This window comes from Streptomyces sp. NPDC059788, assembly GCF_042732265.1.
In the GTDB taxonomy this organism is placed as follows: Bacteria; Actinomycetota; Actinomycetes; order Streptomycetales; family Streptomycetaceae; genus Streptomyces.
In genome coordinates this window covers 46,209-72,527 of record NZ_JBHWHY010000039.1, presented here as the reverse complement: position 1 = coordinate 72,527, position 26,319 = coordinate 46,209, and the positions used below count along the sequence as shown (strand labels likewise).

At 70.4% G+C, this 26,319-nt stretch carries 19 protein-coding genes and 1 pseudogene; 11 read left to right on the top strand and 9 right to left on the bottom strand.

Features of this window, described 5'->3' with window-relative positions:
• Window positions 1-190: 190 nt before the first annotated feature.
• Together ACFV57_RS30100 and ACFV57_RS30095 are read left to right on the top strand one after the other, a co-directional pair.
• Window positions 191-547 (top strand): hypothetical protein, encoded by a 357-nt coding sequence (locus ACFV57_RS30100; RefSeq protein WP_385238662.1) that lies wholly within the window; start codon window positions 191-193, stop codon window positions 545-547.
• Between the two features lie 153 nt (window positions 548-700).
• A complete protein-coding gene (locus ACFV57_RS30095; protein WP_385238660.1) occupies window positions 701-1,324 on the top strand; it encodes a DUF1345 domain-containing protein in 624 nt (207 codons plus the stop codon).
• A gap of 21 nt (window positions 1,325-1,345) precedes the next feature.
• Here the strand turns inward: ACFV57_RS30095 and ACFV57_RS30090 are convergent, their stop codons facing one another.
• The 4 genes from ACFV57_RS30090 to ACFV57_RS30075 form a co-directional block, all read right to left on the bottom strand.
• On the bottom strand, window positions 1,346-6,244 hold the full coding sequence (locus ACFV57_RS30090) for an AAA family ATPase (RefSeq protein ID WP_385238658.1): 4,899 nt from the start codon (window positions 6,242-6,244) through the stop codon (window positions 1,346-1,348).
• The gene (locus ACFV57_RS30085; RefSeq protein ID WP_385238656.1) at window positions 6,241-7,116 is read right to left on the bottom strand and encodes a hypothetical protein; all 876 of its coding nucleotides are present in this window, start codon (window positions 7,114-7,116) and stop codon (window positions 6,241-6,243) included. Before ACFV57_RS30085 ends, ACFV57_RS30090 begins: the two co-directional genes overlap by 4 nt.
• Window positions 7,117-7,267: 151 nt before the next feature.
• Window positions 7,268-7,939: a hemopexin repeat-containing protein gene (locus ACFV57_RS30080; RefSeq protein ID WP_385238655.1), complete on the bottom strand. Its 672-nt coding sequence runs from the start codon at window positions 7,937-7,939 to the stop codon at window positions 7,268-7,270.
• A 544-nt stretch (window positions 7,940-8,483) separates the two neighbouring features.
• A complete protein-coding gene (locus tag ACFV57_RS30075) occupies window positions 8,484-8,783 on the bottom strand; it encodes a hypothetical protein (RefSeq protein ID WP_385238653.1) in 300 nt (99 codons plus the stop codon).
• A gap of 421 nt (window positions 8,784-9,204) precedes the next feature.
• Between ACFV57_RS30075 and ACFV57_RS30070 the strand changes: the two genes are divergently transcribed.
• The 5 genes and pseudogenes from ACFV57_RS30070 to ACFV57_RS30050 form a co-directional block, all read left to right on the top strand.
• Window positions 9,205-10,614: a lamin tail domain-containing protein gene (locus ACFV57_RS30070; RefSeq protein WP_385238651.1), complete on the top strand. Its 1,410-nt coding sequence runs from the start codon at window positions 9,205-9,207 to the stop codon at window positions 10,612-10,614.
• 570 nt (window positions 10,615-11,184) lie between these two features.
• Entirely contained in the window at window positions 11,185-11,850 is a 666-nt protein-coding gene (locus ACFV57_RS30065) for a class I SAM-dependent methyltransferase (RefSeq protein ID WP_385238649.1), read from the top strand.
• A gap of 83 nt (window positions 11,851-11,933) precedes the next feature.
• Window positions 11,934-13,184, top strand: a complete 1,251-nt coding sequence (locus tag ACFV57_RS30060) for a glycosyltransferase (protein WP_385238647.1) — start codon at window positions 11,934-11,936, stop codon at window positions 13,182-13,184.
• A 303-nt stretch (window positions 13,185-13,487) separates the two neighbouring features.
• A complete protein-coding gene (locus ACFV57_RS30055) occupies window positions 13,488-13,811 on the top strand; it encodes a hypothetical protein (RefSeq protein ID WP_385238645.1) in 324 nt (107 codons plus the stop codon).
• Window positions 13,812-13,946, top strand: a pseudogene (locus ACFV57_RS30050) (transposase); the annotation flags it as partial. It abuts the gene before it with no gap.
• A gap of 68 nt (window positions 13,947-14,014) precedes the next feature.
• Here the strand turns inward: ACFV57_RS30050 and ACFV57_RS30045 are convergent.
• A complete protein-coding gene (locus ACFV57_RS30045) occupies window positions 14,015-14,443 on the bottom strand; it encodes a VOC family protein (RefSeq protein WP_385238643.1) in 429 nt (142 codons plus the stop codon).
• 655 nt (window positions 14,444-15,098) lie between these two features.
• Here ACFV57_RS30045 and ACFV57_RS30040 point away from each other — a divergent pair.
• From ACFV57_RS30040 to ACFV57_RS30030, 3 genes are all read left to right on the top strand, one after another.
• On the top strand, window positions 15,099-16,364 hold the full coding sequence (locus ACFV57_RS30040; RefSeq protein ID WP_385238642.1) for an FAD-dependent oxidoreductase: 1,266 nt from the start codon (window positions 15,099-15,101) through the stop codon (window positions 16,362-16,364).
• On the top strand, window positions 16,361-17,161 hold the full coding sequence (locus tag ACFV57_RS30035; RefSeq protein ID WP_385238640.1) for a HisA/HisF-related TIM barrel protein: 801 nt from the start codon (window positions 16,361-16,363) through the stop codon (window positions 17,159-17,161). The genes ACFV57_RS30040 and ACFV57_RS30035 overlap by 4 nt, the downstream gene beginning before the upstream one ends.
• Before the next feature lie 133 nt (window positions 17,162-17,294).
• Entirely contained in the window at window positions 17,295-20,393 is a 3,099-nt protein-coding gene (locus ACFV57_RS30030) for an amino acid adenylation domain-containing protein (protein WP_385238638.1), read from the top strand.
• Window positions 20,394-20,506: 113 nt separating this feature from the next.
• Here the strand turns inward: ACFV57_RS30030 and ACFV57_RS30025 are convergent, their stop codons facing one another.
• Complete coding sequence (locus tag ACFV57_RS30025; RefSeq protein ID WP_385238636.1) at window positions 20,507-21,157, bottom strand: hypothetical protein; 651 nt, start codon at window positions 21,155-21,157, stop codon at window positions 20,507-20,509.
• An 855-nt stretch (window positions 21,158-22,012) separates the two neighbouring features.
• On the opposite strand from ACFV57_RS30025, the gene ACFV57_RS30020 reads away from it, so the two are divergent.
• Window positions 22,013-23,011, top strand: coding sequence for a DMT family transporter (locus tag ACFV57_RS30020; RefSeq protein WP_385238634.1), 999 nt, complete (start codon window positions 22,013-22,015; stop codon window positions 23,009-23,011).
• Window positions 23,012-23,068: 57 nt separating this feature from the next.
• On the opposite strand, the gene ACFV57_RS30015 is transcribed toward ACFV57_RS30020, so the two are convergent.
• Genes ACFV57_RS30015 through ACFV57_RS30005 form a run of 3 tightly spaced genes read right to left on the bottom strand, consistent with a single transcriptional unit; the run spans window position 23,069 to window position 26,315 of the window.
• Window positions 23,069-24,331 carry a nitric oxide synthase oxygenase gene (locus tag ACFV57_RS30015; protein ID WP_385238632.1) on the bottom strand — a complete coding sequence of 421 codons (1,263 nt, stop codon included), beginning with the start codon at window positions 24,329-24,331 and terminating at the stop codon, window positions 23,069-23,071.
• On the bottom strand, window positions 24,328-25,578 hold the full coding sequence (locus tag ACFV57_RS30010; protein ID WP_385238630.1) for an MFS transporter: 1,251 nt from the start codon (window positions 25,576-25,578) through the stop codon (window positions 24,328-24,330). Before ACFV57_RS30010 ends, ACFV57_RS30015 begins: the two co-directional genes overlap by 4 nt.
• On the bottom strand, window positions 25,575-26,315 hold the full coding sequence (locus ACFV57_RS30005; RefSeq protein WP_385238628.1) for an NUDIX domain-containing protein: 741 nt from the start codon (window positions 26,313-26,315) through the stop codon (window positions 25,575-25,577). Before ACFV57_RS30005 ends, ACFV57_RS30010 begins: the two co-directional genes overlap by 4 nt.
• Between the last annotated feature and the right edge of the window lie 4 nt (window positions 26,316-26,319).

Here is a 26,319-nt window from a genome sequence, read left to right as displayed (position 1 = left end):
GAGAGTGCGTTTGAAGGCGGCGCTGAGAGCGTAGGAGCTGGAGTACCCGACTTGGCGGGCCACGGCCGCAGCCGCCCCGCGGGGCAAGAACGGCCAGGCCACCTCGGCCGGGCAGACCGCTTACGAACTCGGCCTCGCCTTCGGTATCGCCGCCACCGGCAGTCTGATGGCGTCGGTGTACCGACACCAGGTGCGTGCGGTCGCCCCGGCCGACGCGCCCGCAACCGCCATATCGCAGGCGGCCGACAACCTCGGCGGGGGCCTCTCCGTCGCCGAGCGCCTTCCCGGAGAACTGGGCCGGTCGACGGCCGCGGCCGTGCGCACCGCGTTCACCTCGGGGCTGCACGCCGCCGCGCTCGTCAGTAGTGCCCTGTCCGTCGCGCTGATCGTGTTCGTACTCCTGCTACTGCGGCGAGTGGCCCCCACCGGCGCCCCGCAGCCCGCCGGTTCGGAAACGGCCCGGCAGGCGCCGCCAGTCCGCGAGACGGTCGGACACAGCGGAAGACACGCCCTCAAATCCGCCCACCAGGAGTCGGAGCACTCATAGCATCAGACGGGGCCCGCCCTATCATTACTGCCCCTATCATTACTGCCCCTTTCCTTGCTGTCCCTTTCACCACCACCCCATCTCACGATGACCATCCGGAGAGGATCGCCCGTGCACCGCTGGCTTTCCGAAGGGCGTCGAACGATGGTGGGGATGGCGATCGCGGTGTGCGCGGCAGTCGTCCTGCCCCACGACAGCGTGGTGCGGATCTCGGCGATAGACGTCGGCGTGCTCGTGCTTTTCGCCTACCTGCTCCCCTACCTCGCGATCACCTTGACCGTGTTCGTGACCATCGCTCCGGATCAGGTGCGCTCCTGGGCACATCGCGAAGCCCGTGGCACGTTCATGCAGCGCTATGTCCTCGGGACCGCCCCCGGGCCGGGCGTGTCGCTTTTCATCGCGGCTGCCGCGCTGATGGTGGCGGTGGTGTGGCTCCCCGGTCACGTCAGCACCGCGTTCTCCGCCCTCCCGCGTACGCTGGTGGCTCTCGCTCTCGTCGTCCTCGCCTGGATCTGCGTGGTCGTGGCTTTTGCGGTCACCTTCCAGGCCGACAACCTCGTGGAGAACGAACAGGCTCTCGACTTTCCCGGCGGGGGTTCCCCGGCCTGGGCCGACTACGTCTATTTCGCCCTGTCGACGATGACGACGTTCGGCACCACCGACGTCGACGTGACCTCGCGGGAAATGCGGCGGACGGTGGCGGCGAACTCGGTCATCGCCTTCGTCTTCAACACCGTCACGGTGGCAAGCCTGGTATCCGCGCTGGGCAGCAGATAGTACCGCGGCTCCGGTGCGGCGTCAGTCCCGGCCCGGTGACGGGAAGCTCAAACAGAAGATTCCGGTGTCCGTCTCGACCGCGAGCCAGCCGTCCGGCATGGCGTGAATCTCCTCCACCGTGGCGTTCATGGGAATGCGGAAGAGAAACCGGCCCGTCGTGAAGTCGATGACCGAGATGCCGCCTTCCGTGTCGACGGCCAGCGCCGCACCACGAGAGCCGACCTGTCGCAGGCGGAGCAGGGAGTACTCTCCTCCGTGCGGCCGTTCGGGCAGTTCCGTTTGCCACAGCAGATCGCCGGCCGGAATACGGCGGACGGTGACGGTACGGGAGGCCAGCTCTCCCACCAGGACCTCACCGCCCAGGTTGGTCAGGTCGAACCCGTCGATCCCGCCCGGGAGGATGAGGCCGTCCCGACTTCGGCGGGATTTTCTCACAGGTCGACGCACACCTTCACCGAGCCGGTGGACCACCGTGCCGGACGGGTAGTGCCGGACAGCGAAGACGGGATCTTGCGGAAACAGTGGGGAATTGACAGGCGCTCCCGGCTCGATCGACGAAGGCGGCAATTCCTCAGGGACCGAGGAATACCAGGCGATATAAATGTCGTCCGCTGACGTGGCGACACGCAGATCCTGACTGCCGAGGAGGGGCGAGTAGATGGAAAGAAAGTCATCCCATTGGTTTGTTTGCGCCCTGTAGATGAAGTACCGCCGACCTCGCAAGCGCCAGGACGCGAGCTGCCGCTCGGTCGCCACGACGAGCACATCGTTCTTGGACTTTCCTGTCACGGCGGCATGCATGGTGCCGTCGTGGGACGATCCGACGTCTTCGGTACGCAGAAACCGTCGCAGCGCGTCCCGGCCGGCCCGACGCAAGGGGGGGCCATAGGGCGCCAGCACCGTCGCCCTTTTGCCGAGCGCGTCCAGGACACGTCCTCTGCCGTTGCGCAGCACGTACCAGCACAGCAAGCCGTCCGGTATGCCCGGGGACACGGCCATGGCGGTCCCCATCAACGGTCCGGGGAGAGGCGCGGTGGCCTTGACGCGGCCCGTGCGGGCTTCCAGCAGCGTCACCTGGCTCGTCCTGATCAATACCGCGGGCTCATCCCGGCTGACGCCTACCGCCACTTGACGGATGGCGGGCGGGCGTGGCTCGGGCCTCGCCACTATCGGCTCGGGTGTGGTGCCGAGTGACACCTCGCGGACAGCCACCGCGCTGGGCGACGCACGCAACTGGGCCAGCAGGACTCTGCCCGGCACGGTCTGCATGGCCTCGACAGCGACCGAGCGATCCATCCAGCCTTCGGACAGGGTGACGGGCTTTGCCGCACCGCCCAGCGTTCGGATCGAGAATCCTGTGTCCCCGGTCGACAGGACCGCCAACGCGGTGTCGCCGACGGGAAGAAACGAGTCCCGGGCCCAGCCGTGCAGCTTCCACCGGCTCAGCTCGACAAGCTCCTGATCGTGCACGAATACCGGGTTCTTCGTCGCCGGCGGCGTGTCCATCTCGGTTGCGGCGCACACCTGGTCGTCACTGACCATGAGGTCGCGCAGTCGCTCACCGTGCAACTCGCTCGTCCTCGGATGTGCGGCGCCCCAGCCGGCGCCGGGCAGCACGTCCCAGCGGAGCACGGTGCAGCCCTTGCGCCCCTCGTCGGATTCGAACGAGTGGTGTCCGTCCATGGCCAGCGCCACCTTCAGCTGCCCGTCACGCATGCCGAGCGCCAGCGCGGCTCCGGCGAACCCCTGGTCCGAGCGTCGGTCCGCCGCTCGCCGGGCCCTCCGGCGCTCCGTTGCGCGCGCGTCGGCCGCCCAGGTAGCGGATTCAGGTACGGACAGGCGGCGGACCTCACGCCCGTCCGCCATGTCGATCAGCTTGACCGACCCGTCGGCTTCCACGATCCCGGCCACGACGGTGTCCCCGACCTCCACCAGGGCCAGTGCCTCCGGCTCACCACGGACGGCGGCTCCCCATGGAGTGCGGCTACGGGAGTCCCAGACGCGCAGTTCCCTCGGGCCCTGATCCTCCGGACCCGTACTCACCAGGAGCCAGGGCGAACTGACCGTACGGCAGGCCGTGATGCCCACCGGACGCCCCGCTCCCGCAACGGGCAGCTCGCCCAGTGGCAGGCAGACGTTCAGGTCCCACAGCCGGATGCGCCCGGCCACCTCCAGGGTCGCCAGCAGGGGGCGGCCGTCCCCGTACAGCATCCGGATGTCGCGGAGGCCGCCGGGAAACTCGTCAAGGGTGCGGTGGTGATCGGGCGGGTCGTACAGGTGGCCCCACTCCGCCGTCCACGGCAGACCGGGCATCCGGGCGCTCACCTCGTCGGCCAGTTCTCTTTCCCCGGCTTGCAGGGCGGCCAGGCGCAGCAGGGCCGCGCGGGAGAGCAGGTCGGGCTGGGCGGCCAGGTGCGGAGCGACTCGTTCGTACACACTGCGGACAGCGATGGCGCGGGCGGTCCGGACGGTGAGCAGCCCCCGCTGGAGGGCCGTTCGTTCAGCGGTCACCAGGTACAGCGGGTCCAACAGGATGTCGTCGAGGAGGCCGTGCGGGGCCAGGTGGGAGGCGAGATGCTGATGCAGGTACGGGTCGGCGGCGGGCCAGTCGCGGGCCCCGGTGGCGGGGTCGAAGGGGACGAGGGCGAGCAGTGCTCCGGCCACGCGTTCGGGCGCCTGCGGCTCCATCGCGGCGCGGAGTTCGTCGGCGAACGACTCGTGGAAGAGCCGGTAGACGGAACGGTTGTCCTCGTCGGTCTCCTCGACCAGATGCGCGGCGCCCGCCCGCAGAATCCAGTGCACATCTTCGAAGGTCACCTCACCACCGGTCAGCGCCCCCGCCATGGCGCGCCAGACGGCGCCGAGCGGCAGTCCCGCCCCCTCGGCCAGGGCCAGCGCGGTGAGCAGCCCCCGCCCGATCGGCTCGCGCTCCCCCAGCCGGGTCCGCAGGTCCCAGCGGAAGGCGAAGCCCGCAGCGGTGCTTTCCGTAGTACGTGAACTGCCCGAACTGTTGGTGGCGTTCGGGGTATTCGAGGCACTCGGGGTATCGGAGAAGCACGGCGCCTCCCCGGCGTCCGCGATGTCCCCGGCATCCGCGGTGTCCGCGGTGTTCGCGTGCGAGGTGTCCGCGATGCCGGCGAGCCGGTCCCGATCAGCGGTTTCCGAGGTGCCCGAGGCGCTGGCGGGCCGGTCCTGGACGTGCTGCGACGGGGCTGCCGCTTCCCGCCGCGGAGCCGGGCCGTCGGCGGCGAACAGAGAATCCGGCAGCCGGCGTCGCCAGTCTTCGACTGTCACATCGAGCGGCTGGTCCTGGACGGCGATGAGCCGGGCCAGCAAGCGCGCGACCAGGTACACACCTCCGGAACGGCGCGCGATCTCCTCCGCGAGGGCGGTCAGGACGGGGCCGGCCGCATCGTACGCGCTCCGGCTGGCCGGTCCGTCGGGCGAGAGCAGCAGCTTGCGCGCGTAGGCGGCGATGTCGTCCGTCCCGGTCCAGCGTGGGTCGTCCAGGTCCAGCCGGGTGAAGGCCGTCCCCAGGGCGTCCACGACGTGCGGGCGTGCACCGATCAGCATCCGGACGCAGCCGGTCTCCGCCAGGGGACGCAGCAGCGTCTCGGCGACGCGTACCGGTTCCGTGTCACCGTATGCCGTGCCCGCTTCGTCGAGTGCGTCGATGACGACGACCAGGGGCTCGGTGCGGCGGGCGAGGGCCTCCAGCAGGGCGCCGGGGCCTTCGTCCGGCAGTCCCGCGGCGTCCGCGATACCGGCAGCGATCTCTTCCAGCGTTTTGTGCCGTGCGTGGATCGAGGTGTGGATGTGCCCTCGCGGCAGTGCGGCGCCGGCCGGCAGGTCGGGCAGTGACCTGCGTTCTTCGCTGTCCGCGAGCAGCACCAGCCGGCCGAGCAGGGAGGACTTGCCGACCCCCGCGCTGCCGGTGACCACGACATGCCGTTCGGGGCTGCCGGGTGCGCCGTCGAGCCAGCCGCCCAGCTGGGCGAGCGCGGCGGTCCGTCCGGTGAAGTACGAGTCCTCGCCGTGGGCGGCGCCCCGGCCGCGCGGCGCGAAATGGCTGCGCAATTCGTTTCTGCGGCGGATGCCCTCAGGGGTGAGCCAGGTCCGCTGCTCCGCGAGGTCCATCGGGACCTCGGCCTGGCCGGGCAGGTCCGGTACGTAACGGGGGTTCGGGAAGAAGGGGAAGCCCTCGCCGCCCGGTGTGGCGTAAGCGGCATGCTGGAAGTCGCCGTTCGCCGTCAGGGCCTCGTTGATCCGGCCCACCAGTTCGGGGAGGAAGAGCTGCCGCTGGCGGTTGCCGCCCAGCCGTGGGTCGTCGACGGCTTCGGCGAACGCGCGGGTGAACGCTCCGTCGTTCGCTTCCTCGGTGCCCCGCGCCGCGACGATCACCGAGAGTTCGGGGATGCGTCCGCTGCCCGCCGCGCGGCTGCCGCTGAGCCGGACGCACAGCTCCTGGGCGTACGTCCGTACGGCGTCGGCGCCACCGTGTCCGGCCGCGCAGGTGTCCACGATCAGCAGTAATCGCTCGACGCCGTTCTCCGCGACGACGCGCAGCACGTCCTCGGTCGCCAGCGCGGTGCCCGCCAGTTTGCCGGTGCGGCTGTCGGTGAACAGCAGGCAGTGCCGGTCGTGGTCGTAATCACCGTGCCCCGTGTAGTAGAGGACGACGGCGTCGTCCACCCGGTCCTCCGATTCGGCCCAGTCGGCCAGCGCGGACTGGAAGCCGGACGCCGTGAGGTCCAGCAACGGCTCCTGGATGTGATAGCCGAGGCCGCCGAGCGCGGTACCGATGGTGCGCACGTCGCCGGGCACCGCCGGGAGGTCGTCCTGGTACTCGTACCGCGAGGTGCCGCCCAGTACGGCGATCCTGCGCACCCGGTCCGTACCGCCCGCGTCCATCGGCCTCATCCCGTCAGCCCGGCGGCGATCGCCGCGCCCGTCTCGACGGCCGTGAGATGCCGTTCGATGGCATGCGCCTGCCAGCCGTTGTCCACCAGCACGTCGTGCACGGCGGCCGGGCCGCCGGGGAACAGCGGAGCGAGCCGTTTGGTGAGGGCGACGACGTCACGACGGTCGCAGATGTTCGTCCAGGTGCGGGCCCGGCCGGGCCAGGCGCCCGCGCCGGCGACGGGGCCGGGGACCAGCCGGTCGAAGACGAGGTGCGGTATGCCGAGCGGGGAACCGACGGAGACGAACGCGGTCACCTGCCACTCCGGGTGCCGGCACAGCGCCTCGTAGGCGACGACCGAGCCGAGGGAGTGCCCGATCAGTACGCGCGTCTCGGGCGTGACGACCGAGGCGATTTCGCGCTGCACCTGTTCACGCGTCCGCTCTTCGGTGAGGTAGCGGCGCACCTGCTGGAGGACTCCGATGAGGAAGCGGTCGGCCGTACGGGCCAGAAAGCGCGAGCGGCTCAGGGCGTACAGGGCCCGTTGCACGAACTGCGGAGTGGCGGCCTTGGTGCGGCTCCCGCCGTCCGGAGGTGGTGGTACGCGGTCCGGATCGGTGCGGGCGGCCTCCGTCCACAGCGCGAGCAGCAGCTCCGTGTCGTACGGATGCGCCGAGTCGGAGGGGGCGGCATCTCCTTTGTGCGCGGGAGATGGAGATCCGGCCGGGCGGAACCAGTGTCCGTAGAAGGCCACTTCGACATCCTGCGCGGTCAGCGCGGGCCCATCGGCCAAGCGCACACCGTCGAGGACGGCGGGCGTGATCGAGCCGTGCAAGGTCTGCGGCCCCAGATACTGCTTGCCCACCCCGTGCACCACGACCACAGCCGGCATCAACCGCCCCCCTTTCACTTTCTTACCCAACCGTACGGCCGGCACGGCGAGCAAGGGGAGAGATGTGCCAGGGGCGCGACCACACCGAAGCGCCCCGCCCGGAACCGTCCGGACGGGGCACCGTACCGCCGCGCGCGTCAAGCCGCCCGGCTCACACGAAGAAGTTCCAGTTCCCCTCGATCGGCAGCGGGTAGCCGCTGTCGGTCCTGTCGCTCACCAGGTCGTACCGGACGTACTGGTCGTCCTTGAACAGGTACACCTTGTCCGTGTCGAGCACCGAGTTGACGGCCGCGTCGACACCGCGCGAGAAGTTCTCCGGCAGCCCGCGCCAGCCGCGCAGGATGGGCGTCGGGCCGCCCAGCAGCTTGTCGTTCGGGACGTCGTAGCGGACGTACTGGTCGTCCTTGAAGAACCAGCTGACGTTGGGGTCGCTCTGGTGGTTGACGGCCGCGTCGACGCCGAGCTGGAAGTCGGGCGGCAGCCCCTTCCACCCCTCGGCGATGCTGAGCGGGTAGCCCGGCTCCACCTTGTCGGAGTCCAGGTCGTAGCGCACGTACTGGCTGTCCTTGAAGAGGTACACGATGTGCGGCTGGTCGCGGCGGTTGAGCGCGGCGTCGATACTGCGCCCGAAGCTGTCGACCAGGCCGGGCCAGTGGCCCTCGATGGGCTTCGGATACCCGTCGAAGCCGTGGTCCTCCTTCATGTCGTAGCGCACGTAGGAGTTGTCCTTGAGGATCCAGGTGATGGGGTCGTTGCCCTTGGCCCTCACGATGGCGTCGATGCGCCGGTAGAACGATCCCGGTGCGGCGGTCTGCTCTGCCACGTTCCACACCCTCTCGCGGTCGATGGGTCTGGCTGATGCCTGCCGGCCGGCGGCTGTCCGAGCTCGTCCCGTCACTTTCGCAGCCCACTACGGTCGTGTCACGCCAGCATTACGTATCGGCTCATTCCTCCCCCATCCCGCTCTTCAGATCGAGCCATACCACATCCACCCGAAACACCTCGGTAACCGCGTAGGCCACCCGTACCTCCCAGGCCCGCTGCCCTGTGCCACCGAACCTTGACCGCGTGCCATCGAAGTTTGATCGACATCGCCGCCGGTGAGCCGCTTGCCGGCTGTCACCGAGGTCCAGACGGGGCTGTCACCGGGCTGTCGGAGGCGGCGCATGGTGCTACCCGTCGGCATCGGCGGGCTTGCCCGGACCGCGAGCCCGGACCATCGGTCCGGGCTCGCTCGCATTCCACCGAATCAGCTGAGCTTCCTGCTCGGTGTTCGCAGTGGGCGGGACTTTGCTGACAAGCACCGCCGGGTGGGCTCAGGCGGCCCTTGACCGTCCAGCTCTGCGCAAGGTGCGCGTCGACGGCGCCTACTGCATGACGCGGACGCTCCATCCTCTGGGGAAGAAGCCGTTGCTGACCGGCCCCACTATGCCGATCACGTTGCCTGCGCATTCCGGCTGATCGAAGATCACCACCGGGGAGTTGGTGTTGTTGTGCACGATGAGATTGAGCGCGCCGCCGGTATGGCACGACGACCGGGCGGGATCGGTGATGACACGTCCGTTCAGGTCCAGATTCCCGACTGCGGCATTGGCCGACTGAGTGAGACCGAGCGTGAGCAGAGCGCTCCCGCCGAGTACGCCGAGTGTGCGCGTGAGACGGCGCAAGGCGACCTCCCTGATCCTGAGATTTCGGCCCGCGCACCCGTCGGCTCGATCTGAACCCTCGGGGCGGCGCCTTGACGGCCCGAACGGTAACGACGAGAGCGTCCCGGCCGCCAGGGGCTTTCCCCACTCCGGGACGACTTCGACCAGTGACGCTACGCGCCTCCTGGAACGCCGATACGGGCCCCGGCCCCCGGCACCCGGCCCGGCTCCCGCCCCAGGTCCAGGTCACGGGTTCGCCTCCGCCTGCGCGAGGGCCTCAGGGGCCGTCCTGGTCGCAGTGGGTGAAGCGTGACGGTCTGTCCGGCCTTCCAGGGATTCTTCGTTCTGCGTTCACCTGATCTCCGCATGGCGGGAGTCGTCTCGTTCGGTCTGCGTCGGGAGCGTCGTGCCGCCCCTCCCCCGCGACCTCTGGACGGACCCCATGACCGCAATACGTACGCGCCGTCGGCACCGTGACTTCGCTCTTCTCCTCGTCGCCGGATCGGTGCTGGCCGGCACCCTGGCCGCCGCCCCTGCCCATGCGGTCCCGGCCAGTGATATCCGTATCAACGAAGTGGTGACCACCGGGGACGTCGAGGACTCGGTCGAGCTGTACAACAAGGGCACCGCGGCGGTCGACGTCTCGGGCTGGATTCTCAAGGACGACAAGGACGGCTCCAAGTACAAGATCGCTTCCGGGACCACGCTGGCCGCGGGCGCTTCCCGCGCCTTCGACGTCCACGACGCGTTCGGACTGGGCTCGGACGACAAGGCCCGTCTGTACCTGCCGGACGGCAGGACCCTGGTCGACAGCTTCTCCTGGAGCAAGCACTCCGCCCCCTCGTGGTCCCGCTGCCCCGACGGCACCGGCGCCTTCAAGGCGGCCAAGGTGACCCTGGGTGCCGCCAACGACTGCGGTGGCGGCGGCACCACACCCGTGGCGTGGCCCGGCAGCGGCAACGTGACGACCGCCGACGCCTCCGGCGTCTTCGGGGAGGACCTCAGCGGCCTCTACCAGGACGGCGGCGTCATGTGGGCCGCCCAGAACAGCGGCAAACTGTGGCGCCTGGTCCGCAACGGCTCCGGGGGCTGGGCCCCCGACACCGCCAACGGCTGGACCTCCGGCAAGACCCTGCGCTACCCCGGCGGCTCCGGACGCCCCGACAGCGAGGCCGTCGCCGTGACCGGAAGCGGCCCCGCCGCCGGCGTCTTCGTCGCCGGCGAACGCAACGGCGACGCCTCCGGGACCAGCCGCCTGTCCGTGCTCAAGTACGACGTCTCCGGCAGCGGTTCCACCCTGACCGCCACCAAGGAGTGGAACCTCACCTCGGACCTGCCGCCCGTCGGCTCCAACCTCGGCTTCGAAGGCGTCACCTGGGTCCCCGACACCTACCTGACCAAGGCCGCCTTCAAGGACGCCGCCACCGGTGCCGCCTACGACCCGGCACGCTACGGGGCCCACAGCGGCGGCGTGTTCTTCACCGGTGTCGAGGGCACCGGCATGATCTACGGCTACGTCCTGCAGGACTCCGGCGCCTTCACCCGCGTCGCGTCCATCAACAGCGGCATGAGCGGCGTCATGGAACTGCAGTGGGAACCCCAGGCCACCCGCCTCTGGGCCGTCTGTGACGACACCTGCAACGGCCGGCACAGCACTCTGCGGGTCGATGCCTCCGGCGCGTTCACCACCACCGCCGTCTACAACCGCCCCGCCGGTATGCCCAACTACAACAACGAAGGCTTCGCCCTGGCAGGCGCCGACGAGTGCGTCGCCGGCTCCAAGCCCGTCTACTGGTCCGACGACGCCAACGACGACGGCCACGCCCTGCGCAAGGGCACCGTCACCTGCTGACCCAGCTCTTCCCCCTTTCCTGGCCGGGGCGGGGCGCCCCCTCCCCCGGCCAGGTAACGGCTGGAAGGTCGCCGAGTGTGATTCCCGTGGCCGGAAAGCGAGGCCCCGGGCGCGGAACAGCCGACGACCGCGGAGGATTGGTCTGGACCTGAGACGGTACGACTCGGGCATACCGTCCCCCACGTCGGGCGCCACACCCCGGCGACGCCACTCCCGGCACGCCTCCCACCTGCGCACACTCCTACCGCCCTGCCACATTTTCGGGCCGCCATTGGGCACCAACGGGCTTGTCCGGCAACGGGTTTAGCGGCCCTTTGCAATTGCCGAGTGGACATGTGCGACCACTGTGCAAGAATTGCCGACGCACATCCGTGAGCGGACATGTACGAAGTTTCAGAACCCTGTGCTCGAATGCGGCCCAGGGAGTCGCAATACTTCCCGGACGGCTGCCCTGTTCCACCGGCTCCCAGGTGAAGGGTTGTTATGAACGACATGAACCGCGGGTTTACCGCTGCCGGCGTTCGCCATTCTCCCGTCATTCCGCCGGCCTGCGAGCCGGCGGAACGGACGATGAAGGGCATCTTCGGCGAGCTCTATGCCGACGACGCCTGGAAGCTGTTTCCAGGGGGCGACGGCCGGAGCGAGAACCTGTCGCGTTCGGGCAGCGGATCGGATCTCGTACAGACCGCGGCCCTCCGCCAGGAGCTTCCTGCCCTGCTCGCACAGCTCGGCGTCCACAGCCTCCTCGACATACCGTGCGGGGACCTCTACTGGATGTCCCAGGTGGAACTGGGCGTGGACTCCTACCTCGGCGCCGACGTCGTCCCCGAGGTCGTCGAACAGAACCAGCGGAAATTCGCACGGGCGGACCGCGGGTTCCGCGTGCTCGACATCACGCGAAGCCGGCTGCCACAGGTCGACATGGTCTTCTCGCGAGACTGTCTGGTGCACTTCAGCAATGCCGATGTACGGGCCGCCCTGGACAACATCAGGCGCAGCGGCTCCACCTACTTCGCGACGACCACCTTCACCGGCCGGGTCGGCAACGCCGCCGACATCGAGACCGGCGGCTGGCGTTCCCTCAACCTGTGCCGTGCGCCGTTCTCGCTCCCCGCTCCCCTGCACCTGATCGATGAGCGCTGCACAGAGGTCTATGTGTCCGAAGAGGGCGGAGCAGAGGTCGAGCAGCGCTTCACCGACAAATCGATCGGAGTCTGGCGGACCGCCGACCTCTAAGCGCTCTCGGTCTCGGTCTCGGCATGTCACGACATCAACCAAGGGGACCGGAGTCCGTGAAAGTACCCTTACGCGATTCGCGAATGGCCGGAATTCTCGTAGTCAACGAACGATACTTCCCGGACAGCGAGCTGGAGCCGGCGCATGTCGGCGCCACCTCGTTCTCCCGTTCCGCTTTGCACTGTCTGCACAACGCCGGGCTCTCCGCCGGAGCGATCCTCTACAAGCGGGATGAAGAACTCACGGAACCGCAGGTCGATCTCGTGCGCAGGTCGGGCTTCCGCTGCGCCACGCTCCGCTTCAATTTCGACATGGAAACGGGCACCGTGAGCCGCGCCGTCGCCGAAGCGGCAGCTCTCCTCCGTGCCGAACACGGCTTCCGCGGCCAGGCCATGCTCTACTACCAGACGGATGCCCTGCTGGGATTCCACCCGCAAGAACTCGCGTGCTGCGTGACCCATCACGGGCCTTTCGTGCACGACTTCGTCGGACTGTTCTCCGCGCGGGAGACCGCTCGGGCGTTCGGTGACGCCGCCAAGGCGCTGCACCTGTTCAAGCACCAGGAACTGGGCCTGCACAGGGTCCGGTCGAGCGGCCGCATGTTCGTGCTCCAGCATTCCCGGCTGCAACGGGAGTATCTGGTCAGCCGGGGCGTCGACGAGCGACGTATTCGGGCGGTACGGCCACCGATAGCGCCGCCCAGGGCGTCGGAGCCGCTTCGTGACGAGCGGCTCCGGGCGTTCGTCGAGGGAGCCGAGCTGCTCGTCTTCACCGCGGTCGCGCGGCTGGACTACTTCAAGAACGTCGAACTCCTGGTCAGCGGCGGCATCCAGGCACGCAAACGAGGGGTGCCCCTGCGGATTCTGGTCGTCGGGGACAGCCCTGATGACGCCGCCGCGCGGGAGGCGCTGCGCGCCCGCGTGCCGAAGGAGCACGGCGCGGAGTTCATGGCGGTCGAAAAGCTCGCCAAGTCCCAGCTGTATGCCCTGTTCGGCCTGGCACGGACCAACGGAATCTTCGTCTGCCCCTCGCGGTACGAGACGCTGGGCATCACCCCGCTGGAAGCCGCGCTCTCCGGTGTCTGCACCCTGATGGCCGACTCCGACAAGGTGGAAGCACGCAGATTCTTTCCCGCCGCTCACCGGTTCCTGCCCAGCAGCGACGGCCTGGCCGACGCGATCGGGCTCATGTACGCCGACCCTTCGGGCGTCGAGCAACTCGGCAAAGAACTACGGGAAACCATCGCGACCGAGATCTCCGAGGAGAACTTCGAACGTGACACCCTCAGCGCCTGGCACCACTTCTCACAGGCCGCCCGGCAGGTGGGCGCCTGAGTGAGGCCGGTGGAGTCGCCGTGGCTGTTGTGCCGCGGGGAGAAGGGAGAAGGACGCCGGTCGGCGCCGGCGGCGGTGGAGAGCATGTTCACCGCTTACGGCGACGAGCACCGACGCCTGCACCGAGGGAGAACTCGCGCCCGTACGGTACGGTCCTCGAATTCGGCCGTACCGTACGGTCGCGGACAGCGCGCGGCCCTGTGGGGCTACGTCCGCCCGATCTCCAGGTCCGCAGTGATCAGCACGGTGGCCTCCGCCGAGAACTCGTAGGCCGAGTCGTTTCGCACGGCGGGCCTTCCGGTCATGCTGACCGAGGCGCCGCCGGCCGCGCTCACCGCGGGCACGATGGTCACCGGGGTCGCCGCCGTCGCGGCTGCGGCCGGCACGAAGGTGAGTTACTGCGAGCGGCCGGAGGTCGCGCCTGCGCGGACCACCGGGCTCGGTGCCGGGCAGCCGTCCGCGGTGGTCGTCGACGGGCTGGGCCGGTGCGCGCGCCAGTCACCGGTGGCGCAGGGCTCTTTCACCGTCGGTGCGTGCGACGCGCCGGGCAACGTGACCGTGGCGCAGAAGCACGGCTTCGCAAACGTCCTCGACTTCGGCGCCAAGGGCGACGACCGGAGCGACTAACGCGCTCGCGTCGAGCACGTCTTTGCCCGGATGAAGACCTGGAAGATCCTTCGTGACTGCCGCCTGAAAGACGACGGCGTTCACACCGCCATGCTCGGCATCACCCGACTGCACAACCTCGCCTTCACGGGGTAACTCCCGCCCGTACCAGACCGGAGATGCCCAAGGGAGGCGGCTCCCCACCTCCCCGGCTCAAAGAATGCTCAGTCGATGCAGAACTCGTTGCCCTCGATGTCCAGCATCGGGATGCACGCGTCATTGCCGTCATACAGCGTTTGCACGTGTACCGCACCAAGAGGAACCAGCCGCGCGCATTCGGCCTCAAGCACGGCGAGACGCTCCTTACCCACGAGACCGGTGCCGACCCGCACATCAAGATGCACCCGGTTCTTGACGGCCTTCCCCTCGGGAACGCGCTGGAAGTACAGTCGCGGGCCCACACCTGATGGATCTATGCAGGCGAACCATGAATCCCGCTGCTCAGGCGGCTGCGCACGCTTGAAATCGTCCCAAGTGGCAAACCCCTCCGGCGGAGACGGTACGACGTACCCCAACACCTCGCACCAGAAACGAGCGAGACGCTCAGGTTCTGCGCAGTCAAAGGTGACTTGGAACTTCCTGATCGCTGGCATCGGTGCACCGTAGCAGGCGGACTCCGCCGCACGCCTCCCCCAGGTGGATCCGGCCCACCTTCTATCGCGCCGTGTGACTGTCTGGGGCGATCGCTTGGCGTTCAAAGCGGCCCAGGGGAATAGGAATATGCCCGCCGGGTGACGAAGAGGACGGGGTGAAGCGCGGTTCCGGAGGGGCCGTTGGTGTGTCACAGGAATGGTATGCGCACGCGGGGGCGTCCGACGGGCACGCCCGCGCGCGGCCGAGAACCTCCCCCGCGCCCTGGCTTAATTCGTGTACGAAGTTTCTCCGGTGCGCGTATGCCCGCTGCCGGCCGATGCGTCAGTGCGCCATCGTTCGCCATGTGATGCCTGTGCAACTCGCTTCCGGTCAATTCCCGTTGCGCTCGATTCGACTGAGATACGGGGGTACTCAGCCACCTGACCGACGGCGAAAGATGAGGACGCGCGGGCGGCCCATCGGGCATTGCTCGGCATATTCCGCAGGAAACCTTCGATCCGACAGTGCGCCGAGGAAATCACGGGACGTGTCGCGCCCGATTCCCGCACGGAACGAGGAGAAGAACTGGTCATGGTCAACATTTCCACCACCGCCGACGAACCAGCCGCGCGGGACTCAGGCAGTTGACGCCCCGCGACGATGGGAGGTGACCGCATGAAGGTCGGCATAGCCGGAGCCGGAGCGGCCGGGCTCGCTACCGCCTGGCTCCTGGAAGAAACGCACGACACGCTGGTGCTCGAAGCGCGCGACAGCATCGGCGGCAATCTCCGCTCGGCGCATCTGCCCGACGGGGACACGGGATCGCCCGCCGCGCTCGACCTGGGCGTGCAGGAAGTCCCCCGCCATCTGACGGCCGTGGCCGGGGAGATCGCGAAGGCCCTCGGCATGGAAGGCCACTGGGAGCAGCTCCCCTCCGAACGCGCCGTCGTCTGCGACGGCACGCCGTTGGCACGGTCCTCCGACAACGGCTCCAGCGGCGCGCTCCGCGTCACCGAGGACGAGACGCTGGCGGCGCAGGAGCTGCTGGCCTCGCAGGCCGCCGAATGGGCGCGGAAGGACATCGCCTGGACCGTTCCGCTGGCAGAGCTGGTGGAGCCCTGGGATCTGCCCGAGCATGTCAGGGACCAGGCGGTGTACGCCCTCCCCGCCTCACTGTTCGGCTGCACCCGGTCCGACGCCCGGGGCCTGTCGGCGCGCGCCGTGGGGGCGTTCTACGCCGATCCCGGGCCGGACGCGGACGCCCGTACGTACCGGCTGCGCGGCGGTATGCAGGCACTGGCCTGGCAGCTGGCCCGCCAGTGCCGGAGCGCCCGGATCGTGCCCGGCACGGCCGTCCGCCGGGTGCGCCGCGTGAACGGCCGACTCGAAATGACGGACTCCGCGGGGGGCCGCCATCCGGTGGACGCCGTGGTGCTGGCCCTGCCCGCCGAGGACGCCCGCGGCGTCGTGGGCCCGCTCGGCGGGACCGGCACGCTGCGCCGCCTCCTCGGCGCGTACGACTACAACGACCTGGTGTACGGCGTGCACAGCGACCCGTGCTACCTGCCCGCCGCGCGCGACCGCTGGGCACCGACGACGCTGTCGCTGCACGGCGGCTGGGCGGAGACGACCACGTGGCGCGAGCGGTCCGGCGGTGATGTCTTCGTCAGCCAGCTCACCCACCGCGCGGAGCCGCCCCGGTGCGTCCTGGCTTCGACGGCGTTCCGCACGCTGCTGCCCACTCCGGCGATGCTGACCGCCCAGGCCGAACTGCTCGGCCTGCAGGGCGAGGGCGGACTGTACTTCGCCGGTCATCTCACCGCCCCTGTCGACGATCTCGACAGCGTCCTCGGTTCCGCCGTCGCGGTCGCCCGTCACCTGGCCCCGGACAGTCCGCGTCTGAGCGCTCTCGTGCGCGCCATCGGAGAGGAGAAACGATGAACCAGCCCGTATTCCGCACCCAGCACGACCACATCGGCGATCTGGTGATTCCTTGTGTGGACGTGGCGGACGGCCGTGCCACGGAGCCCAGCGGCATCGCCGGCCTCGACGACCCCGAAGACGTGGCGGCCATCGTCGCGGCCTACGCCGGCGGCAACGCCCGCAAGGTCTTCCTGGACGTCTTCGACCCGTGGGACGCCATCGACTACCTTCCCCCGCTGCTGCGTGACCTCAAGGAACTCGGCGTCCGTCCGCTGGTGTCCGTGGGGCACGGCGACCTGCCGTCCGTGGTGCACGCCGGTGGGCTGCTGGAGGCCGGCGCGGACGCCCTGTCCGTGAGCACCAGCCTGATCGAGAAGCCGGGCACCGTGGAGGCGGCGGTACGGGAGTTCGGTGCCGAGCGGCTGATGGGCGTCATCAACTGCCGCCGGACCGGCCCCGGCCAGTGGGGCGCCTTCACCCACGACGGTGCGCAGGATACCGGGACGAGTGCCGTCGATGTGGCCCGGCAGCTCGCGAAGCTGCGGGTCGGCGCCATCCTGGCCAACAGCGTCGACCGCGAGGGCACCGGCAGGGGCTTCGACCTGGAACTGTTCCACGCGATCGCCACGACCTCGGGCCTGCCCGTCATCGCCTCGGGCGGCTGCGGCGACCTCGACCATCTCCATCAGGCGCTGAGCGCGGGCGACGTGACGTACGTGCTGGTCAACAAGATGCTGCACAAGGGGCAGTACCGCATCGACGAGGTGCGCGACCACCTGCTGGAGCACTCCTCCTTCGGCGATGCCGGGGGATGAGGCGATCGCGACACGGCAGATCCCCCTCCCTCGGGGCGGCGCCCCGCCCTCTCCCCCGGCGCGGCGCCCCCGCCCGCACGAGGACGGTCGTCCCACGCGCCTCCCACCGCACCCGCAACCTCAGGAATCCCCCATGAACCACGACACCCGTCACGTCCCCGACACCGTCCGCTCCTGGAACGACACCACCACCGACTACCCCCGCGACGCCACGGTCCCTTCCCTCTTCGCCGAACAAGCCCGCCGTCACCCCGGCCGACCGGCCCTGGAGTGGGACGAGGGCCGCCTCACCTACCGGGAGCTGTACGCCCGCGTCCGCCGGGCCGCCGCGCACCTCCACGCCCGCGGCATGGCGGACGGGGACACCGTCGCCGTCCTGCTGCGGCGCTCCCCGGAGGCGACGGTGGCCGTGCTGGCCGTCCTGGAGGCCGGCGGTGCCTATCTGCCGCTGGACCCGGACGATCCGGACGAGCGCCTGGAGACGGTGCTGACCGGCGCCGGAGTCCGCCACGCGATCACTGGGCCGGGCGAGCCGCCGGCCCCGGTCGCACGCCACTGCACCCAGGTGACCACCGACGCCCTGGCCGGACACCCGCCGCCGGCCGACGACGAGCGCTGGGGAGCGGACCGCCGCGCCACCGACCCGGCCTACGTGATCTACACGTCCGGCTCCACGGGGACCCCGAAGGGGGTCGTCTGCCCGCACCGCGGCCCGGTGCGGCTGGTGAAGAACACCGATTACCTGCAACTGGGCCCGGACGACCGGCTGCTCGCGACCACCGCGCTGACCTTCGACATCTCCTGCCTGGAGCTGTTCGCCCCGCTGCTGAACGGCGGCTGTCTGGTGCTGCCGGACCCCGAGGCGCTGCTGTCCGCCGACGCGCTGGAAGACCTCCTGCGCACGCGGCGGATCACCGTGCTGTGGCTCAGTGCCGGGCTGTTCCATCAGCACGCCGAGGACCGTCCGCGCATGTTCGCCACACTGCGCGCGCTGATCGCCGGGGGCGACGCGCTCAGCCCGTCCGCGGTGCGCGCCGTGCTCCGGCACGGCCGGCCCGAACTGCTGATCAACGGTTACGGCCCCACCGAGGCGTGCTCGCTGGTGACCACCCACCGGATCGAGGATCTCTCCTCCCATGCCGAGACCGTGCCGATCGGGCGCCCCATCGCGAACGCCACCGCCTATGTGGTCCGCGAGGACGGCCAGCCGGCCGAACCTGGCGAGGACGGTGAACTGTGGGTCGGCGGCGACGGCATCGCCCACGGCTACCTGGGCGAGCCCGAGCGGACGGCCGAGGTCTTCGTCCCCGACCGGTTCGGGCCCGACCCGGAAGCGCGGCTCTACCGCACCGGCGACGTGGCCCGCCGGCGGCGCGACGGCGTCCTGGAGTACCGGGGACGCCGCGACCGGCAGGTCAAGATCCGCGGCTACCGGGTGGAACTCGACGAGATCGAACTCGCCCTGACCAGCCACCCCGAGGTACGGGAGGCCGCCGTGGACGTCCTGGGTGAGGGCGCCGGGCAGCGCCTGGCCGCGGCGGCGGTGCCCGCCTCCGGCACCCGGGCCGAGGGACTCGCCGCCCGGCTGACCGCCCACGCCCGGGACCGGCTGCCGCAGTACATGGTTCCCGCGCGGCTGGCCGCCGTCGAGGAGATCCCCCTCAAGCCGAGCGGGAAGATCGACCGTGAGCGGTTCATGGAACTGGTCGTACGGCAGAACGGCGGCGCCGAGGGAGAAGGCACCCCGCCGCGCGGCCCGGCCGAGGAGACCGTCGCCGAGGTGTGGAAGGAACTCCTCGGCCTCGACCGTGTCTCCCGCGACGACGACTTCTTCGCGCTGGGCGGCACGTCGCTGTACGCCACACAGGCCGCCTCCACCCTGCGGGACCGGCTCGGCCTGCCCCCCGGGGCGAGCCGGACGCTGATACGTCACCTGCTGGAAGGCCCCTCCCTGTCCGGCTTCGCCGCCCGCGCCGACGCGCTGCGCGACGGCGACGGCGAGGACGGAATCCAGGTGGACTTCACCGCCGAAGCCCGGCTGGACGACCGGCTGCGCTGCGACGCGCCCGCGGCCTCCGCGCCCACCGCCCCCGAGACCGTGCTGCTGACCGGCGGCACCGGGTTCTTCGGCGTCCATCTGATCGACCGGCTGGCCGACGCGGGGGTGAAGCAGATCCGCTGTCTGACGCGGGCCGACAGCCGGGACGCCGCGCACGCGCGCATCGCCGCGCGGATGCGGCACTACGGACTCGACCCGTCGTGCTGTGAGGCCCGCATCGTGCCCGTGCCGGGCAGCCTGGATTCCCCGCGCTTCGGCCTGTCGGACGCCGGCTGGGAGGATCTGGCCCGCACCACGGACCTCATCGTGCACGGAGGGTCCCAGGTCAACTTCGCCTATCCGTACGCGGCGCTCGCACCGGCCAACGTGGGCGGCACCCGCACGGTCCTCGAACTGGCCGCCGCCCACCGCCTCAAGCCCGTGCACTACATCTCCACGGTCGCCGTCTGGGCCGGCGAAGGGGCCGCGGGCTCCCGCCGGGTCGACGAGGACACCCGGCCGGGCCACCCCGAACTGATCTCGCTGGGCTACCCGGAGACCAAGTGGGTCGCCGAACGCCTCGTCGTGCAGGCCGGTGAACGCGGCCTGCCGACCGCCGTCCACCGCCCCTACGAGATCACCGGGACGCGGCAGCGGGGCGTGTGGAACACCGACACGATGATGTGCGCCCTGTTCCGCACCATCGCCGAAACCGGCATCGCCCCGGACATCCCCCTGCCGCTGGACTTCGTCCCGGTCGACTACACCGCCCAGGCCGTCGTGCACATCCTCACCCACGAGCAGCCCGACGGACGCGCCTACCACCTCACCAACCCGCGCCCGGCCCGCCTCCCGCTGCTGGCCGACCGCCTGCGGGCCATGGGCTACCGCCTCGACGACCTCGACTACGACTCCTGGGTCTCCCGTATCGCCGAGCTGACGGCACGTCACCCCGACCAGCCCATGGCGCCCTACCTGCCGATGTTCACCGACTCCGCCAACGGATCGGAACACACCGTCAAACAGCTCTACTTCGCCGGCACCTTCCCCGAACTGGACCGCGCGCACGCCGACGCCGCCCTGCACGGCAGCGGCATCACCTGCCCGCCGGTGGACGCCGACATGATCGATCTCTACCTGCGCCGCTTCCAGGAAGTCGGCTTCCTCGCCCCGCCTCAGGGCACGCGCGGTTGACCGTACGGAACCCTCTCCGCCGCGCGGCCTCACCCGGGCGCCTGCCGCTGCCGGGACGTCCAAGGGCCCGCTCCCCGGTACTGGGGAGCGGGCCCGCGACAGGTCCCCCGGCCCTACTCGCCGTCGAGGACGTACCCCCAGTAGCCTTCGACGGCCACCGGAAGCTGACGGGCGAAGCTCAGCATGCGGTCGGGGCTCTCACCGCGCCGCAGCCCGTAGGAGATGACGGCCAGAGTGCCTTCGACGATCTCCCGAGGCGGCTCGCTTCCCCACCATTGCAGGTACTCGACGAGGGGCTCGGGCAGCTGCTCCTGACGCCGGCCGGCCTCGGCCAGCTCGCTGAAGACCGAGCACCATACGCACAGGTCGCTGTACAGATACAGAGCGGCCTCCCCCGGCTCGGTGAGAAGTCCCGCCAGCGTCATGCTGCGCACGGCACTCGCTGCCTGGACGTCCGCGGGGACCGACAGGCCGTCCGGGTCCAGCCCGACCGACTGGGCGGCGGGGCCGAGCAGTGCCCGGGCCTTCGCCACCGTGTGGACGACGAGCCCGAAGTACGCGGCGGGCACCGCGTGACGGTGCTGGGCGACCAGGAACGGGTATGTCGCCAGTTCCGCTTCCTGACAGCAGAACTCCGCGGTCACCAGCCTCTGGAGCTGCGCCGGGCTCGCCTTTCCGTCACGGATACGGGAGACCATCTCGACGCTTTCGATTGACCGGGTGATATCCGGTCGCATGGTGTCGAGCAGTTGCTGTGCGTTCATGCGCTGCCTCCTTGGTCGGGTTTCGCTGGTCTGGTTTGCTGGTCGTCTGGTTTTGCTGGTCGTCTGGTTTTGCTGGTCGGGTTTCGTCGGCCGGGTTTCGTTGCCCGGGGTGAATTCCGGTAGCGCCCAAGGCCGCGAGTGGGCGCCCTCTTCGCTAGCACCGGAGATTCGCCCCGGGGCGGGCAGGAGAGAGCCGATCGCGGCGCGCGCATTCCCGGGCGTAACGCGGCGTACGGCGAGGAAGGTTCACCCGGGGCGCTCGCGCCCCCGAAGACGGAACGCCGCGGAGATACGAGATGTGATCTCTCCCGGGATTTCGCGGCGATTCCCTGTATTCACATGCTCGCCATTCTCCGGAATCCCGTCAACCGACCGAGGAGCGCATGGCCGAAACTGGGGACGGACACAGGTGGGCGCGTCCCGGCCGACGCAGAATCTTCTGCCACGGCGCATCCCGTGCGGCCGGGGATTCAGGTGGTGCTCGCGCTGCGCTCGTGGCGACGCTTTGTGGCCATTACCGGTTGCGGGTGCTTCAACTGGCGCCCACAGGCAATTCGTTACGCACCCCTCGGTGAAATCTGGAATGGCGGCGCAACCCGCATCCGCCGCCATTCGCCCTTTTCTTGTCCGCCGTGATGACGCCGCGTTCGATGTCGGGCGGGTCCGGCCGGCCGCCGTGCTGTTGTGGTGGGAGTCGACAACCGAACCGGCCTGTCGGGCCCCGGTGTTGGAGCTTCGCACTATGGGGACACGATGTCGTCACTCGTTAGCGTCGGGGCAGGAGGTGCCGCAGCGCAGACGCAGTCGGCCCGTGAGCCACGCTGCGGTCCCGGTCGGTATGGCGAGACGAGGGGTATGGCCAGCGTGGACACCCGGTTCGGCGGCATCGTGCCCGTTCTGGCGGCGGCAGTGTTGTGGGGCACCGTGGGGCCCGCGCAGCTCGTCGCCGATGCCGATGTCTCTCTGGTGAGCCTGGGGGCGTGCCGGATGCTGCTGGGCGGGGCGGTGCTGGGCCTGTTCACCGTGCGGGCCGCGGGGCTGCGTACGCTGTGGCGGCCCGCGACCCGGTGGTGGATGCTGGCCGGCATCCTGGTGACGGCCGTATTCCAGGCCTGCTTCCTGGAGGCGGTGGACCGTACGGGGGCGGCACTGGCCACGGCGGTGACGTTCGGGACCGTACCGGTGATCACCGGTCTCTACGCGCGGTGGCTGGAGGGTGAGCGCGCCCGCGTGGTCTGGTGGTGCGGCACCGCGTGCTCGCTCGTCGGTATGGGATTGCTGCTGGTGCCGGGGGCGGCCGCCCGGGTGGACGTCGTCGGCGTGCTGCTCGGCATCGCGTCGGGGAGCAGCTTCGGTACGTATATCGCGACGACCAAGCAACTCGCCCGGTGCGGCGCCGATACGGCGGCCGCGGCGCCGATGAGCGTGCTGTGCGCGGGAGTTCTCCTGTCGCCGTGGCTGATCGCGGTGCCCGACGGCCTGGCGGCGCCGCGTGCGCTGCTGCTGACCGGCTGGCTGGCGCTGGGCACGACGGCGCTGGGCTATCTCCTCTTCGCCCGCGGTGTCACCCGGATCAGCGCCGCCACCGCGGGCACGTTGAGTCTCGGCGAACCGTTGGTCGCCACGGTGCTGGGCGTCGTGCTTCTGGGTGAGCGGCCGGGCGCGGTGGCGGCGTGCGGGGCGGTGTTGCTGCTCGGCGGCCTGGCCGTGGTCTCCCTGCCGTCACGCGTCCGGCCGGCGCCCGACGGGGTGGAGCCGGCCGTTGCCGCCGTCGGCGAGGGCACGGCGGAGCAGCCCCTGTCCCGGGGCGGCGCGCCGGAAGCCGGCCCGGGACGGGCGCGCAGCAGGCCCTGAACCGGCGAAGTCCCGCGAGGTGGAGGGGCGCGGGCCGCATGCCGAGGCAGTTCGGTGCTACGGCTGTCCGTCGTGGGGCGTCGCGCCACCGTGCGAGTCCGCGGTGTCATAGGGGCAGGTACGCGCCGGATCGCCTGCCGCGTCGGGCAGGTTCTGCCGGGCCTCCTGCGGGCAGGCGCCGGTACCCTCGCCCAGCGCCTCCGGTTGGTAGACGAACGCGGGGTGGCGCTGCTCGGTGTCGTAGTAGCGGTGGAAGACGGGCGTGGTGGCGCCGGACATGGGCGGCACGATCCACGACCAGTCGGCGCCCACGGCACGCCCGGCCCGTTCCTCGCGGGCGAGGTGGGCCAGGAAGTGGCGCGACTCGGTGTGGTGATCGCTGATGGTGACCCCCGCCTGCTCGAAGGAGTGGAGCACGGCGATGTTCAGTTCGACCAGTGCGCGGTCCTTCCACAGCGAGCGGTCGCGGGAGGTGTCCAGGCCCAGTCGGCGGGCGATACCGGGCAGCAGGTTGTAGCGGTCGGTGTCGGCCAGGTTGCGGGCGCCGATCTCGGTGCCCATGTACCAGCCGTTGAAGGGCGCCAGGGGGTACCGTACGCCGCCGATGTCCAGGCGCATGTTGGAGACGGCCGGCACCGCGTACCAGCGCACGCCCAGCCGGGCGAACCAGCCGTGTTCGGGGTGTTCGATCGGCACCTGGAGCACGGCGGATTCGGGCAGCTCGAACCACTGGGGCTTGTCGTCGTGTCCGTGGACGATGAGGGGCAGTATGTCGAAGGGGGTGCCGGGGCCGCCGGGCCAGCCGAGGTTTCGGGCGGCGGCCGTGAGCTCGGCGCTCACCGGGTCGCCGAGGACCGAGCCGTCCGGCCGTGTGTAACCCGCGTAGCGTATGAGCTGGTCGTTCCATATGCGGGGGGCCGGCCGCCGCGGACGGTCCGGGGCGAAGACGGTGAGGTACGGGCGGATGCGCCCCCCGTTGGTGGCCTGCTGCAGGTGCCGGACGGCTTCCTGGGCGATCCGGTCGGCGCCTTCCACGTGCCGCCGGTCGCGCACGATCAGCGACTGCCAGTACAGACGGCCTATGCAGCGGATGCTGTTGCGCCAGGCGACCTTGGCTCCAAAGTCCAGTTCCTGTGGCGTGTGCGTGTACGTCCCGGTGCGGGAGATCTCCGCGCTGATCTCCGCCAGCCGCCGGTCGGGGGAGCCGGCGCCGGGGTTCTCGTGGTGGTGGAGAGTCACGAACTCTTCGGCCAGCGCACGGACCGCTTCCGGCCCCACGGCGGTGGCGTCGGCGAAGCGGCGCGCCTCCCCCGGCTTCATGGGGCTCGCCGGTGCCGGGCGCGAAGGCGCAGTGTCGAGATCCCCCACAGGACCGTCGTCGCCGCCCCGAGCGCCGCGCCGAGGACCGAGACGCCGGTCCAGCCCTGCCGGGCGTAGGCCAGCGAGGCGAGCGCCGATCCGGTGGCTCCCGCCAGGAAGTACGTCGTCATGTACGCCGCGGTGAGCCGGGACCTGAACTGGGGCGCCAGGCGGTAGATCTCGCTCTGGTTGGTGATGTGCAGGGCCTGGGCCGCGAGGTCGAGGACCGCGATGCCCAGCACCAGGACCGGCAGCAGGGTGCCGCCCAGCCCCAGCGGGAGCCACACGACGAGCAGCAGTACGGACGAGATGCCGGTCACCTGGTGTGCCAGGCCCCGGTCCGCGAGGCGCCCGGCGCGGGCCGCGGCCAGTGCCCCGGCCAGTCCCGCCAGGCCGAACAGTCCGATGACGCCGGGTGAGTAGCCGTACGGCGGCGCGGAGAGCAGGAAGGTCAGGGCGGTCCACAGCACGCTGAAGGCACCGAACGACAGCGCTCCGTACGCCGCGCGCAGCCGCAGCACCGGCTCCCGGGCGAACAGTTGGAACACCGAGGCCACCAGATGCCGGTAGCCGGGGGTGCCTGTTTCCTGGTAGCGGGGCAGGAAGAGCACCGCCGCGGCGGCCAGGAGCGCCATCAGGCCCGCGGCGCACCAGTAGACGGCGTGCCACCCGGCCCACTGGGCCAGGGCGCCGGCCACCGTACGGGCGAACAGGATGCCGCACAGCAGCCCCGCCATGACCGTGCCGACCACGCGTCCGCGCTGGTCGGGTGCGGCCAGGGAGGCGGCGTAGGGCACCATCACCTGGGTGGTGACGGAGCACAGCCCGACCAGCCCCGCGCCCAGGAGCAGGGCCGGCTGCGACCGGGCGGTGGCCATGAGCACCAGGCTCGCGGCGCAGGCCGAGGACAGGATGACGATCAGCCGGCGGCGTTCGAGCAGGTCGCCGAGGGGAAGGACGAGGAGCAGGGCCGCGGCGTAGGCGCACTGTGCCACGGTGACCAGCAGTCCGGCCTGTCCTTCCGGCAGGCCGAGGTCGCGGCCGATGTCGCCGAGCAGTGGCTGTACGTAGTAGTTGTTGGCCACGGACAGGCCGGTGCCGACGGTGAGCAGCACGACCACGCCGCGGCCCGGGGCGGATGCCGGGCGTTCTCCGGTGGTGTGGGACGCGAGCGGTGGGGGCGTGACTGCTGTCTTCTTACGGGTCACCGTAAAGGGCTCTCCTTAGCCTGCGCTGCGGCCAGCTGTTGTTCGATGCCACGCCCCTGCCAGCGGGGGTGGACCAGTATCCGGTCCCCGGCGTCGGCACAGCCCACCAAGAAGCCTCCCAGCGCCGCTACGAGCGGCCAACGGCCGGGGCGTGCCACCTGGCGGGCGGCGGGCGCCGCGGCCGTGCCGGCCACGGTGGTGTCGGCCGGAGCGTGTGCTGTCAGCAGGCGCCGTATCTCCCGGCTGTCCGCCTCGGTCGCCTCCCTGATCTGCGGGACGGCCGACCTGCCGGGTGGCGCGGCGGGCAGGACCTCGCGCAGGACGGCTGCGTGGTCGAAGGCGAGATCCTGCCCCGCTTCGGTGTCCGGGAAGCCGTCCGGGGGCGTGGGCAGCGGCTGCCACCACGCGTGCGCGGCGTCGTCGCCGCCGCGCACCCGCTTCGGCCGGGGCAGCAACGCGGCATAGACCAGGCTCACATAGCGTCCCCGGGGGTCCCGGTCCGGTGCGGTGCGCCAGGTCAGCGGAACGAGGTCGGTGTCAGTGGCCCGCAGTCCGGTCTCTTCGCGCAGTTCACGGCGGGCCGCGGTCGTGGCGTCTTCGTCGGCGCCGACCTTCCCGCCCGGAAGGGCCCACCGGCCCTCGAAGGGGTTTTTGCCTCTGCGGATCAGCAGGAGGTGCCAGCTGTCGTTGTCATGGGCGAGCACCACCAGGTCGGCGGTCAGGACGGTGGCGCTCATCGGT